Below are 13,690 nucleotides of genomic sequence, written 5' to 3'. Positions count from 1 at the left end.
GACCCGCGAACACGAACACCGTCCGCACACCCGACCGCGCCACACCCGACACCACCGAACCCACAGGTACCCCGTCGACCAGGCTCTCCAGACCGGACACCAACTCCCCACGGTCACCGCCCAGAACCACCGACCGGTGCTCGAACACCGACCGCGTCGCCGCCAACGACCACCCCACATCCACCGGCGCCAACCCGGGCCGGGCCACAACCCACTCCCGCAACCGACCCGCCTGCCCCGCCAGACCCTTCGCCGACCGGCCGGAGAGCGCCCAGGCCGCCAGCCCGTCCGCCTCGACCACGGCGGGAGCGACGGCCGGCTCGGCTCCGGCGGCGACGGTGTCCTCGGTGGTCTCCGCCGAGTCGGGATCCCCGGCGTCCGCGTCCTCCTGCGTCACCTCGCCGGTCGGGGCCGGAGCCTCCTCCAGGATGAGGTGCACGTTGGTGCCGCTCATGCCGAACGCCGACACACCCGCGCGGCGCACGCGTTCCCCGGCGGGCCACGGCACGGACTCGGTCAGCAGCCGCACCTCGCCGGCCGACCAGTCCACGTGCGGCGTGGGCTCCTCCACGTGCAGCGTCCGCGGCAGCTGCTCGTGCTGCAACGCCAGCACCATCTTGATGATTCCGGCCACCCCGGCCGCGGCCTGCGGGTGCCCGATGTTCGACTTCACCGAGCCCAGCCACAACGGCTTTTGGCCGGCGCGCTCCTGACCGTAGGTCTCCAGCAGTGCGTCGGCCTCGATGGGGTCGCCGAGCGTGGTCGCCGAGCCATGGGCCTCGACCACGTCGACCTCGTCGGCGCGCAGGTCGGCGTTGGCCAGCGCGGCGCGGATGACCCGCTGCTGCGAGGGGCCGTTCGGCGCGGTCAGGCCGTTGGACGCGCCGTCCTGGTTGATCGCGGAGCCCCGCATGACGGCCAGGATGTTGTGCCCGTTGCGGCGGGCGTCCGACAGCCGCTCCACGACGAGGACGCCGACGCCCTCGCCCCAGCCGGAGCCGTCCGCCGTCCCGCTGAAGGACTTGCAGCGCCCGTCCACCGACATCCCGCGCTGCCGGGAGAAGCCCACGAACACGGACGGGGAGGCGATCACCGTGGCGCCGCCGACGAGCGCCAGCGAGCACTCGCCGGCCCGCAGCGACTGTGCGGCCAGATGCAGTGCCACCAGGGAGGACGAGCACGCGGTGTCGATCGTGACGGCAGGGCCCTCCAGGCCGAAGGTGAACGCCAGCCGGCCCGACAGGACGCTGGTCGCGATGCCGGTGAGGAGGTGGCCCTCGGAACCTCCGGACTCCGCGGAGGGGTTCGTGCCGTACCCCTGGCTGTAGGCGCCGGCGAAGACTCCGGTGCGGCTGCCGCGCAGGGAGGCGGCGTCGATACCGGCCTGTTCGAGCGCCTCCCAGGACACCTCCAGCAGCAGCCGCTGCTGCGGGTCCATCACGAGCGCCTCGCGCGGGCTGATGCCGAAGAACCCGGAGTCGAACTCGGCGGCGTCGTACACGAATCCGCCGTGGCGGGCGTAGGAGGTGCCCGGGTGGTCCGGGTCGGGGTCGTAGAGGTTCTCCAGGTCCCAGCCGCGGTCCTGCGGGAACGGGCCGATCGCGTCCGTGCCCGTGGCCAGCAGCTCCCACAGTTCCTCGGGGTTCTTCACCCCGCCGGGGAAACGGCAGCCCATGCCGACGATCGCGATCGGCTCCTGGCTCCGTTCCTCGACCTCAGTCAGTCGACGGCGGACCTGGCGCAGATTAGCCGTCACGAGCTTGAGGTAATCGCGGAGCTTGTCTTCGTTGGCCATTTACTTCCGCCATCCCTGCTTGCCGAGGATATGCCACTTCTGATCTGCGCGGCTGCGCCGCGGGGCTGCCGCGGAATTTACGCAGATGGGTACTCAGGCACACGAAGGAGGAACGCACAGGCCCGGCAGAGAGATCTGGCACGTTCTTACTGCGGCAGGGACCCAATCACCTGCCGCGGCCGACGACGAGGTATTTCTCGTCGACTCTGTTCACCCCGTCGCGACAACCATTCCAAGGGTATTGCACCGCTTGTTCCGGGCACCGACCGGTTGGCGGCACTTCCGCCCCGGACCAGTGACAACTTATCCCTACAAACCGCCACCTCGCGATTGCCGCAAGTTACGTCCCCAATAATTCCGGGCAAAGACACCAAGTGATGTGAATAATGTGTTGGAGCCCAGGCTCACCGATAACTGGAACATAGTCGGCCCGCGGCGGGCCCCGCAACGCCGCAGTTGAACACTTGAACCGCCTGCATACGGCGGGGAATCCGGCATTCGATCCGCAAGAACACACAATACCGGTTGCATAAATACCACGGCCCTGTATTCCGGGACCAGAGGGTCGCGGGGGCCGACACACCGAGGGCGGTGACCGGCTCGATCGAGCCGGTCACCGCCCTCGGGCTTCTTCTGTCCCAGGACAGGGGAGGCAGGTGCCTGGTGCGGGCAGCGTCAGAGCGCGCTCTCTCCGCGGACCCACTGCCCGAGCGTCCGCCGCGGGTGCCTGATCACCACGTCGCCGCCGCGGACCCGGCCGGTCACGTTCACACGGAGTTCGACGGGCTCCTCCGCGTCGGCGGCGGGCTGGCGGTTCTTCACCTCGCCGACGCCCACGGTCAGTTCGCCGGTCGTCACGGCGATGCCCGGCCTGACGATCAGGATCAGGTTGCCGCCGATGCCCAGGTCGACATCGATGTCCAGGGCGTCGTGGCTGATCGCCGCCTCGGTGAAGTCGAGCTTGACGTCGCCTCCGTGCATGCGGATGTCCAGGCGGCGCGGGACCACCCAGGAGCCGGACCGCTGCAGGGTGCCCCAGCGCTGGTTGATCTCCACGACGTCCTTGGGCTGCGGAGCGCCCGCGGACGGTGTGTGCTGCTCGACGGGGGAGTTCGGCAGATCGCGGGTCAGCGCGGCCAGCTCGCTGACGAAGCGGGCCTTCAGTGCCGCCTCCACGCGCTCGTCGTGTTCCTCGGCTGTGAGCCGGCCGTCCCCCGTGGCGTCGCGGAGGATCTCCACGACCTGTTCCCGGTCGGCGTCCGAAGCCCTCAGGTCTCCTGTGTTCACGTCCTCGGCGCCGTCATCGCTCGACGGCTTGTCATCGGTCATGCCCCACAGCCTGATCTCCCGTCGTAGGAATCGCAAGACGGCTTCGGCCAACTCCCGGAACTCCACAGGGATATCACAATGGCGAACGGTGCACGGCGCAGATGAACGCCGTCCGAAGTCTCCGTTCAACTGACATGTCGGCGCGACTGAACGGATCTTGGCCGGACGGCGGAGCAACACTCCGTGCGGATTTGCGCCACGGTTCGCAGAACTCCTCGGGCCCGGTGATGACGAGGCAGTTGAACGAGGCGACGGGAAGACCCGGCTTCACCTAGCGTGTGCCGCGCAGGCCCCACCTTGAGGCCATCACCGGTGCGCCCGTCCGCACACCGCAACGACAGCCTGGCATCCGTACCCGACATCTGTTCCCAAGGCGAGGCCGACTCCTCAGGAACTCGGCCGGTCCGCACCGTCTCTTGTCGCGCGCCCGCCTGCCGGGCGGGACATCCCGAACAGGTGGAGCGTCGGCCGAGAACTCGGACCTGTCATCCGCGTCGTGTCATCCTGCCATCCAGCCGAGGGAGAAATAGGGCCATGGAAGTGTCGTTGTTGAGTCTTGTCATGGGGTCCTTCACGTCAGCGACGGTCGGTGCCGCGGCTCGCCTCGGTGTCGCGGACGCCCTGGCGGACGGGCCGGCGACGAGCGCCGAGCTGGCGAAGGCCGTCGGCGCCGACCACGACTCGCTGGTCTCCCTCATGAACGCCCTGACGGCCCTCGGGGTCTTCGCCCGCAACGAGGAGGGCCGGTACACCAACTCGCCGCTGTCCGAGCAGCTCAGGACCGATCACCCCGAGTCGATCCGGTACCTGACCGCGCTGCTGTGCGGGCTCTATGCCCAGGCGGCCAGCGGAGGTCTCGCGCAGGCGGTGCAGCACGGCACGTCGGTCATGCCGCAGGCGTTCGGTGTCTCGCTCTACGAGTACCTGGACAAGGACGCCGAGACCGCGCGGATCTTCGACCTGGCGATGCAGGACTGGGCGCGGCCGATCGGCACGGTGCTGGCGGAGCACGTCCCGTTCGAGAACGTGCGCACGGTCGTCGACGTCGGCGGGGGCAACGGCGCGCTCCTCAAGACGATCCTCGCGGCGCACCAGCACCTGGAGGGCATCTGCGTGGACCGCGCGGACACGTGCCGGCGGGCGGAGGCCGCGCTGCGCGAGTCCGGCGACGAGGACCTCGTGGGGCGGCTGAGCTACCGGTCTTCGGACATCCTCGCCGAGGTCCCGGAGGGCGGCGATCTCTACATCATCAAGAACGTTCTGCACGACTGGAGTTCCGAGAGCAGCGTCCGGATCCTGAGCAACATCCGCGCGGCGATGAGTGCGGGTGCCGGTCCGGACCGCAAGCCGATGCTGCTGGTCATCGACCCGCTGGTGGAGCACGACTCCGGGGCCGCGTTCCGCAATGTGATCAAGATGGTGGTCGGCGAGACCAACGCCCGTGAGCGCACCGAGGCCGACATCCGCCGGGAGGTGACGGAGGCGGGGCTCGAGGTCGTGTCGGTCACCCCGTGTCCGGCGGACCTGTGCGTCATCGCCTGCGTCCTGCCCGGGAGCGCCTGACCCCGCGCGGTCCGGTTTCGCCGGGACGACGCCCTTCGCCGTCGTGCTCCGTGGACGGATCCCCCGATCCGCGGAGCACGGCGCGCACCCCGGTGTGGCGGATGCCGTCTGCCGCGGGGTACCGGATCCACGGCTCGGCGAGCGTCTGGCGATGTTCGTGGTCCCGATGCCGGGGGCGCGCCCGCCGACACTGCCTGAGCTGCGCCGTTTTCTCGCCGGGAACCGCTGCGCGACCCGTACCGGTCCCAGCGGGCGGCGAAGGAGCTGGGGGGATCGCATGACGGGCCGCGCCCGTACGGCACGGCGCACGTCCGAGGGGCTCCGATGCCGCCGCACCGGCGCTCCCGCCGTTCGATCCGGTCAGGGCGTGCCGTCCGACACCGGGTACGGCACGAACGTGCTCGTGTTCTGGTCGATCCGCAGTGGGTGCCCGAGGGGCGGCGCAGCCCGTTGCGGGCAGTCGAGGCGTTCGCAGGCGCGGCAGCCCATGCCGATGGGCGTGGCGGCGGAGGCGTTGGCGAGGTCGAGGCCGTCGGAGTAGACGACACGGTGGGCGTGGCGGATCTCGCAGCCCAGGCCGATGGCGAACGTCTTGCCGGGTTCGCCCCAGCCGCCGCGGTGCCGGGTGAGGGCGCGGGCGGTCCACAAGTAGCGCTGGCCGTCGGGCATTTCCGCGATCTGGACGTGGATGCGACCGGGGGCGGCGAAGGCCTCGTAGAGGTTCCACAGCGGGCAGGTGCCGCCGGCCCGGGAGAAGTGGAAGCCGGTGGCCGACTGGCGCTTGGACATGTTGCCCGCCCTGTCGACACGGACGAAGGAGAAGGGCACCCCGCGCAGCCGGGGACGCTGCAGGGTGCTCAGGCGGTGGCAGACGGTCTCGTGGCCGAGGCCGTAGCGGTCGGTGAGGCGTTCGATGTCGTAGCGCACCTCCTCCGCGGCCGCGTGGAAGGCGCCGTACGGCAGGATCAGGGCTGCCGCGAAGTAGTTGGCGACGCCGATGCGGGCCAGGGCGTGGGCGGGCGAGCCGGCGGCGAAGTCCTCGGCGGCCTGGCGGTCGAGTTCGTCGCCGTACTCCAGCAGCGCGAGCTGGGTGGCCATCCGGAAGGCGCGCTGGCCGGGGCGCAGGCGGGTGGACAGGTGAAGAGTGCGGGTCGGCTCGTCGTAGTGGTGCAGGTGGTCGCCGGGCTCGCCCGTCAGCCGGACGCCGTGGTGGCCGGCGAGCCGGGCGGTCAGGGCCTGGACGACGTCTCCGGGCCGGATACCGATCTCCCGGGCGAGTTCCTCCGCCGCGAGGTCGGTGTCGTGGAGGTAGTTCCGGCGGCGGTAGAAGAAGTCCCGGATCTCCTCGTGGGGTGAGAGCGGCTGGTCGGCCGCGGTTCCGCGGCCGTCGGTGGCCTCGGCGAGGCGCTCGGCGAGCAGGTGGTTGCGGCGGCCGAGGCCGAGCAGGACCTGGGCGACGGCGGGCATCCGCGAGGCGAGGTCCGTCAGGTCGGCGGCGGAGACGCGGGCCTCGGCGAGTTCGCCGGCCAGCGCCTCCCGGAGGTCCGCCACCAGGCGCGTGGTGTCGCGCTCGGAGAAGAAACCCGGATCGACGCCGAAGGCCTCGGTCAGGCGCAGCAGGACCGGGACCGTCAGCGGCCGGGAGTCGTGCTCCATCTGGTTCAGGTAGCTGGGCGAGATGGCGAGGACGCGGGCCAGTTCGGCCTGGCTCATGCGCCGTTCCTCGCGCAGGCGCCGCAGCCGCGCCCCCGCATACGTCTTGCTCACCCCGTGGACCTCCATGTCCGGCTTCGGCTCAGCGTAGGCGATCAAACCGCCCGGGCCCCCTTCGCAAACTTGGCAGATAACGGCCGGAAGATTCGCAGAAGTTGGCAGGCATCCATGCTTGTTGGCACTCAGTGCCAGTGTCAGAGTTTCCGTGCGGCCCGCCGGACTCCGGGGACCACCGCCCGGAACCGGGGCGCGATTCATGCCCTGACGTCGGAGATCCCGGCGTCGGCGTGGTCATGACCGGCAGCGTTGCTCACCTCCGTCCCACCGCGTGACGACGGGCCGCACCTCAGAAATTCGACACACAGTGCCATCCCTGCTCGCCCGGGCAGGAGCATTGGCAGCCGGCACAGACCGAGGAGACGTGACAGTCATGGCAGAGGCGAGGACGCAGGCGGCCGGGAAGCTCGCGCAGCGCTGGGCCACCGACCCGCGTTGGCAGGGCATCGAGCGCACCTACCGTGCCGAGGACGTGGTCCGGCTCTCGGGCAGTGTCCGCGAGGAGCACACCCTGGCCCGGCGCGGCGCCGAGCGGCTGTGGCGGCAGCTGCACGAGCGGGACTACATCCACGCGCTCGGCGCGCTCACCGGCGGCCAGGCCGTCCAGCAGGTCAAGGCCGGTCTGCAGGCCATCTACCTGTCCGGCTGGCAGGTCGCCGCGGACGCCAACCAGGCCGGCCACACCTACCCCGACCAGAGCCTCTACCCCGCCAACTCCGTGCCCCAGGTCGTCCGCCGGATCAACAACGCGCTGCTGCGCGCCGACCAGATCGCCACCGCCGAGGGCGCGGGCACGGGTTCGACGGACGGGGGCACCGACTGGCTGGCGCCGATCGTCGCCGACGCCGAGGCCGGCTTCGGCGGTCCGCTGAACGCCTTCGAGCTGACCAAGGCGATGATCGCGGCGGGCGCGGCCGGCATCCACTACGAGGACCAGCTGGCCTCGGAGAAGAAGTGCGGCCACCTCGGCGGCAAGGTCCTGGTGCCGACCTCGCAGCACATCCGCACCCTGAACGCGGCCCGCCTCGCCGCCGACATCGCCGACGTGCCCACCGTGATCATCGCCCGCACCGACGCCCTCGCCGCCAACCTGCTCACCACCGACGTCGACGAGCGCGACGCCGAGTTCACCACCGGCGAGCGCACCGCCGAGGGCTTCTACCGCGTCCGGGGCGGCATGGCGCCCGTGATCGCCCGCGGGCTCGCCTACGCCCCGTACGCCGACCTGATCTGGGTCGAGACCGGCACCCCGGACCTCGCCCAGGCCCGCGAGTTCGCCGAGGCGATCCATGCGCGGTACCCGGACCAGATGCTCGCCTACAACTGCTCGCCGTCCTTCAACTGGAAGGCGGCCCTGGACGACGACCAGATCGCCAAGTTCCAGCGCGAGCTGGGCGCGATGGGCTACAAGTTCCAGTTCATCACGCTGGCCGGCTTCCACTCCCTCAACCACGGCATGTTCGACCTGGCCCGCGGCTACGCCGAGCACGGCATGACCGCCTACGTCGACCTCCAGGAGAAGGAGTTCGCCGCGCAGGCGCACGGTTTCACCGCCGTCAAGCACCAGCGCGAGGTCGGCACCGGCTATTTCGACCTGGTCTCCACCGCCGTCAACCCCGCCTCCTCCACCACCGCCCTGGCCGGCTCCACGGAGGAGGAGCAGTTCCACTAGGCCCCCCTTTCGGATCTCGCCGGGGCCCCGTCCGCCGCGAGGCGCCGTCGCCGGATACCAGCCCGGTGCACGCGAGACGCCCTCGCCGGATGCCGGCCCGGTCCACGCGAGACGCCCTCGCCGGATGCCGGCCCGGTCCGGGAGAAAGGCCCCGGGGAGGGCCGGACGCCCGGCGGCCCGCCCCGGCCCGGCGGGGGCCGGACGACCGTCCCTGTCCGGCCCCTGCCTTCCGCCCGCCCGCCCGCAGGAGAAGCGATGCCCACCAGTGCTCCGCCCCACCACGTCCGTGTCCTCGCTCCCCTGGGCGAGCGGCACGACGAGATCCTCACACCCGCCGCCCTGGACTTCCTCGGCCGGCTGACCGCGGCGTTCGCCGGCCGCCGCCGGGACCTGATGCGGGAACGCCGGCGGCAGATCCTCCGCCTGGCCAGTGGCTCCCCGCTCGACTTCCCGATGGTCACCTCCGCCGTGCGTGCCGACCCCTCCTGGCGCGTCGCGCCGCCCGCCCCGGGCCTGACCGACCGCCGCGTGGAGATCACCGGGCCGCCGGACCGCCGTATGACGGTCAACGCCCTCAACTCCGGCGCCCGGGTGTGGATGGCCGACTTCGAGGACGCCACCGCGCCCACCTGGAACAACGTGATCGGCGGCCAGCTCAGCCTGCTCGACGCCACCCGGCGGCGCCTCGACTTCACCACCGCCGAGGGCAAGCGGTACCGGCTCGGCGAACAGCTCGCCACCGTCGTCGTACGCCCGCGCGGCTGGCATCTCGACGAGGAGCACCTGGAGTTCGGCGACGGGCCCGTGCCCGCCGCACTCGTCGACTTCGGCCTGTACTTCTTCCACTGCGCGCAGCGCCAGATCGACGCCGGCCGCGGCCCGTACTTCTACCTCCCGAAGCTGGAGAACCGCTACGAGGCCCGCCTGTGGAACGACGTCTTCGTCACCGCCCAGGAACTCCTCGGCATCCCCCACGGCACGATCCGCGCCACGGTCCTCATCGAGACGATCACCGCCGCGTTCGAGATGGAGGAGATCCTCTACGAGCTGCGCGAGCACAGCTCGGGCCTGAACGCGGGCCGCTGGGACTACCTGTTCAGCCTGATCAAGACCTTCGGGCACCGCACCGACTTCCTGCTTCCGGACCGCGCGAAGGTCACGATGACGGCCCCCTTCATGCGGGCCTGCACCGAACTGCTCGTACGCACCTGTCACCGGCGCGGCGCCCACGCCATCGGCGGCATGGCCGCGCACGTGCCGGGTGGGGACCCGGCCGCGCACGAGGCGGCCCTCGCCAAGGTGCGGCTGGACAAGGAGCGCGAGGCCGAGGACGGCTTCGACGGCTCCTGGGTCGCCCACCCCGGCCTGGTGCCCGTCTGCCGCGAGGTGTTCGACGGCGTCCTCGGCGAGCGGCCGCACCAGATCGACCGGACGCGGGGCGACGTGGAGGTGACGGCCGCGGACCTGCTGTCGGTGCGCCGGATCAGCGGGCCGCCCACGCCCGAGGGGGTGCGCACCAACATCGCGGTGGCGCTGCGCTACTTCGCCGCCTGGCTGCGCGGACAGGGCGCGGTCGCTCTGCACGGTCTCATGGAGGACGCGGCCACCGCCGAGATCGCCCGCGTGCAGATCTGGCAGTGGCTGCGGCACCGGGTGATCGACCGGGAGACGGTCCTTCGACTGCTCGACGACGAGATCGCCGCGCTCGGCGCCGAGTACCCGTGGGCGCCCGTCGACGAGGTGCGCGCCCTCTTCGAACGCACGGCGCTCGCGGGCGAGTTGCCGCTCTTCTTCACCCCCGACGCCTACACCGCCCACCTGGTGCGGCGCGCGGGGGCCCGGTCATGACCGGCGGGATCCGGCGCGTCGGGGTGGTCGGCGGCGGTCTGATGGGCGCCGGCATCGCCGAGGTGTGCGCGCGGGCCGGGCTGGACACGGTGGTCTGCGAGGCGGACGCCACGGCCGCCCGCGCGGCACGCGAGCGCGTGAGCGCCTCCCTGGAGCGAGCGGTCGGGCGGGGCGGGCTGGAGCCGGCCGCCGCGCAGGACGCCCTCGCCCGCCTCGCCTTCACCGGCGACCTGGAGGAGATGGCCGACCGGCAGCTCGTCATCGAGGCGGTCGTCGAGAACGCGGACGCCAAGACCGAGGTGTTCGCCGCCCTCGACAAGATCGTCGAGGACCCGGCGGCCGTCCTGGCGACCAACACCTCCTCCCTGCCCGTGATGCGCCTCGGCATGGCCACCGCCCGCGCCGACCGGGTCGTCGGGCTGCACTTCTTCAACCCGGTGCCGGTACTGCCGCTCGTGGAGGTCGTCGCCTCCCTGCACACCGCACCCGGGACCGTGACCGCCGTCGAGTCCTTCGTCACCGAGGTCCTCGGCAAGACGGTCGTCCACTCCCGGGACCGGGCCGGTTTCGTCGTCAACGCGCTGCTCGTCCCCTACCTGCTGGCGGCCGTCCGCATGGCGGAGTCCGGCTTCGCCACCGCCGCCGACATCGACACCGGCATGGAGCTGGGGTGCGCCCACCCGATGGGGCCGCTCCGGCTCGCGGACCTGATCGGGCTCGACACCGTCGCCTCGATCGCCGAGTCGCTCTACGACGAGTTCAGGGAACCCCTCTACGCCCCTCCCCCGCTGCTCCATCGGATGGTCGAGGCGGGGCTGCTCGGCCGCAAGACCGGGCGGGGGTTCCACGAGTACGGCCGGTCCTGAGCGGACCGGCTCGCCCGGGCTGAGGGGCCCGGTGCGGGGAACGGGCCGCGAGGCCCGGACGGCAGCGACCGGTCGAGGGATCCGGCTGCTGCTCACAGGGGAGGGGCGGGAAGCGCGTGTGCGGCGCTTCCCGCCCCGGCGCGTCGTCCGACGTTCGGATGGCGGCCCGTCTCGTGCCGCCATCCGAATGACGGACATCACCTCACGCTCGACCGCACCGCCCTCTAGGGTGGCCGGTGCAGCTGGTTCGCCCCGTCCGCCAGACGGGATGCGTCGCAAGAGGGAACCCGGTGGGAATCCGGGACTGCCCCGCAGCGGTGAGCGGGAACGACCGCCGTCATACGCACTGGGCCCGACAAGGGCCTGGGAAGCGACGGCCAGTAGGTGTCCTCCCCTGAGGACGTGCCCGCGAGTCCGAAGACCTGCCATCTGCCCGCGTACGGAACCGCTCGTGCGCGGACATCCCGGTGACCTCGAGGGCGGGTCGGCGCACACACCGAACGGACGGCCGTGGGCCGGTGCCGTCCGGTCCGTCGCCCCTTCGCGCTCTCGTCCCGTCCCCGGGATCTCAGGGATTCATCTCGCGAAGGAGATCTCCGTGACCACCAAGACCGCAGCCGCGGCAGCACGGGCCACCGTGTACGGCTACCCCCGCCAAGGACAGAACCGGGAACTGAAGAAGGCCGTCGAAGGCTACTGGAAGGGCCGCGTCACCGCCGACGCGCTGCTCGCCACCGCCACCGACCTGCGCCGCACCAACTGGCGCCGGCTGGCCGACGCCGGCATCGACGAAGTGCCGACCGGTGACTTCTCGTACTACGACCACGTGCTGGACACCACCGTCATGGTCGGCGCGATCCCCGGCCGCCACCGCGACGCCGTCGCCGCCGACCCGCTCGACGGGTACTTCGCCATGGCGCGCGGCACCCAGGACGTCGCGCCGCTGGAGCCCGCTTCGACCCGCTCACCCTGCTGGACCGTCTGCTGCCGGTGTACGCCGAGGTCCTCGCCGACCTGCGCGCGGCGGGCGCCGAGTGGGTGCAGCTCGACGAGCCCGCCCTGGTCCAGGACCGCACGCCGGCCGAACTGAACGCCGCCGCCCGCGCCTACCGCGACCTCGGCGCCCTGACCGGCCGGCCGAAGCTGCTGGTCGCCTCCTACTTCGACCGTCTCGGGGCGGCCCTGCCGGTGCTGGCCAAGGCACCGGTCGACGGACTCGCCCTGGACTTCACCGGGGCCGCCGCCGCCCATCTGGAGGACCTGGCCGCCGTCGGCGGGCTGCCCGGCAAGCGGCTGGTCGCCGGTGTCGTCAACGGGCGTAACATCTGGGTCGACGACCTGACGGCGTCGCTCGCCACGCTCGGCACCCTGCTGGGCCTGGCCGACCGGGTCGACGTGTCCGCCTCCTGCTCCCTGCTGCACGTGCCCCTCGACACGGCGGCCGAGCGGGACATCGATCCGCAGATCCTGCGCTGGCTCGCCTTCGCCCGGCAGAAGACGGCCGAGATCGCCGTCCTCGCCAAGGGCCTGGCCCACGGCGCCGACGCCATCGCCGCGGAACTCGCCGCGAACCGGGCCGACCTGGCCTCCCGCGCGAACTCCCCCGTCACCCGCGACCCGGCCGTCCGCGCCCGCACCGCCGCCGTCGCCCCGGACGACGCGCGCCGCTCCCCGTCCTACCCCGAGCGGGCCGCCGCCCAGCGCGCCCATCTGCGCCTCCCCCTGCTGCCCACCACGACCATCGGCTCCTTCCCGCAGACCGGCGAACTGCGCACCGCACGCGCCGACCTGAGGGCCAAACGGATCGGCACCGCCGGGTACGAGGAGCGCGTCAGGACGGAGATCCAGGAGGTGATCGCCTTCCAGGAGAAGGCCGGCCTGGACGTCCTGGTGCACGGCGAGGCCGAACGCAACGACATGGTCCAGTACTTCGCCGAACAGCTCACCGGCTACCTCGCCACCCAGCACGGATGGGTCCAGTCCTACGGCACGCGGTACGTCCGGCCGCCGATCCTGGCCGGCGACATCTCCCGCCCCGAGCCGATGACCGTGCGCTGGACGACGTACGCCCAGTCCCTGACCGGCCGCCCGGTCAAGGGCATGCTCACCGGACCGGTCACCATGCTCGCCTGGTCGTTCGTCCGCGACGACCAGCCGCTCGCCGACACCGCCCGCCAGGTCGCCCTCGCCCTGCGCGACGAGGTGAACGACCTGGAGGCGGCCGGGACCTCGGTGATCCAGGTGGACGAGCCCGCGCTGCGCGAGACCCTGCCGCTGCGGGCCGCCGACCGTCCCGCGTACCTGGCGTGGGCCACGGAGGCCTTCCGGCTGACCACCGCCGGCGTACGCCCGGACACCCAGATCCACACCCACATGTGCTACGCCGAGTTCGGCGACGTCGTCCAGGCCATCGACGACCTCGACGCCGACGTCATCAGCCTGGAGGCCGCCCGCTCCCACATGCAGGTCGCCCGTGAACTCGCCGCCCACGGCTACCCGCGCGAGGCCGGACCCGGCGTGTACGACATCCACTCCCCGCGCGTGCCGAGTGCCGAGGAGGCCGCCCGGCTGCTGCGCATGGGGCTGAAGGCGATCCCCGCGGAACGGCTGTGGGTGAACCCGGACTGCGGCCTGAAGACCCGCGGCTGGCCGGAGACCCGGGCCTCCCTGGAGAACCTGGTGGCAGCCGCCAGGACGATCCGCGCGGAGCTGTAGCGGACGTCCCCGGCACCGCACGCCCGCTCCACGTCGGGAGCGGGCGTGCACGGCCGCGACGGTACCGTCGGCACCGCTCGGCGCACGGGTCGGCGGTCCGGGGTCTTCGTGCGTCGCGGCGCTGCCCGCCCG

General features: G+C 72.0%; 7 protein-coding genes, 2 pseudogenes and 1 riboswitch. Of the genes and pseudogenes, 6 read left to right on the top strand and 3 right to left on the bottom strand.

Going from position 1 to position 13,690, the window contains the following annotated elements; translation table 11 throughout:
- On the bottom strand, nucleotides 1-1,795 hold a 1,795-nt coding region (locus ACFZCP_RS28880; protein ID WP_391432140.1), incomplete at its 3' end, for a beta-ketoacyl synthase N-terminal-like domain-containing protein.
- Between the two features lie 675 nt (nucleotides 1,796-2,470).
- Nucleotides 2,471-3,124: a DUF1707 domain-containing protein gene (locus tag ACFZCP_RS28875; protein ID WP_391432137.1), complete on the bottom strand. Its 654-nt coding sequence runs from the start codon at nucleotides 3,122-3,124 to the stop codon at nucleotides 2,471-2,473.
- 534 nt (nucleotides 3,125-3,658) lie between these two features.
- On the opposite strand from ACFZCP_RS28875, the gene ACFZCP_RS28870 reads away from it, so the two are divergent.
- Nucleotides 3,659-4,687, top strand: coding sequence for a methyltransferase (locus ACFZCP_RS28870; RefSeq protein WP_391432134.1), 1,029 nt, complete (start codon nucleotides 3,659-3,661; stop codon nucleotides 4,685-4,687).
- 43 nt (nucleotides 4,688-4,730) lie between these two features.
- Nucleotides 4,731-4,892: pseudogene (locus ACFZCP_RS28865) on the top strand (hypothetical protein); the annotation flags it as partial.
- A gap of 155 nt (nucleotides 4,893-5,047) precedes the next feature.
- Here ACFZCP_RS28865 and ACFZCP_RS28860 read toward each other — a convergent pair.
- Nucleotides 5,048-6,454: a short-chain fatty acyl-CoA regulator family protein gene (locus ACFZCP_RS28860; protein ID WP_391432162.1), complete on the bottom strand. Its 1,407-nt coding sequence runs from the start codon at nucleotides 6,452-6,454 to the stop codon at nucleotides 5,048-5,050.
- Between the two features lie 376 nt (nucleotides 6,455-6,830).
- On the opposite strand from ACFZCP_RS28860, the gene aceA reads away from it, so the two are divergent.
- The 4 genes and pseudogenes from aceA to metE all read left to right on the top strand — a co-directional run bounded on the left by aceA (nucleotide 6,831) and on the right by metE (nucleotide 13,558).
- The gene (gene aceA, locus ACFZCP_RS28855) at nucleotides 6,831-8,129 is read left to right on the top strand and encodes an isocitrate lyase (RefSeq protein ID WP_391432131.1); all 1,299 of its coding nucleotides are present in this window, start codon (nucleotides 6,831-6,833) and stop codon (nucleotides 8,127-8,129) included.
- A 255-nt stretch (nucleotides 8,130-8,384) separates the two neighbouring features.
- Nucleotides 8,385-9,977 carry a malate synthase A gene (aceB, locus tag ACFZCP_RS28850; protein WP_391432128.1) on the top strand — a complete coding sequence of 531 codons (1,593 nt, stop codon included), beginning with the start codon at nucleotides 8,385-8,387 and terminating at the stop codon, nucleotides 9,975-9,977.
- Nucleotides 9,974-10,843, top strand: coding sequence for a 3-hydroxybutyryl-CoA dehydrogenase (locus ACFZCP_RS28845; RefSeq protein WP_391432125.1), 870 nt, complete (start codon nucleotides 9,974-9,976; stop codon nucleotides 10,841-10,843). Before aceB ends, ACFZCP_RS28845 begins: the two co-directional genes overlap by 4 nt.
- Before the next feature lie 226 nt (nucleotides 10,844-11,069).
- A riboswitch (cobalamin riboswitch) is annotated at nucleotides 11,070-11,288 on the top strand.
- A gap of 153 nt (nucleotides 11,289-11,441) precedes the next feature.
- Nucleotides 11,442-13,558, top strand: a pseudogene (gene metE / locus ACFZCP_RS28840) (5-methyltetrahydropteroyltriglutamate--homocysteine S-methyltransferase).
- Nucleotides 13,559-13,690 lie beyond the last annotated feature (132 nt).

Source organism: Streptomyces sp. NPDC007971 (assembly GCF_042958635.1).
Lineage (GTDB): Bacteria > Actinomycetota > Actinomycetes > Streptomycetales > Streptomycetaceae > Streptomyces.
The sequence above is the reverse complement of the archived record's forward strand: the minus strand, read 5'-3'. Positions and strand labels throughout refer to the sequence as shown.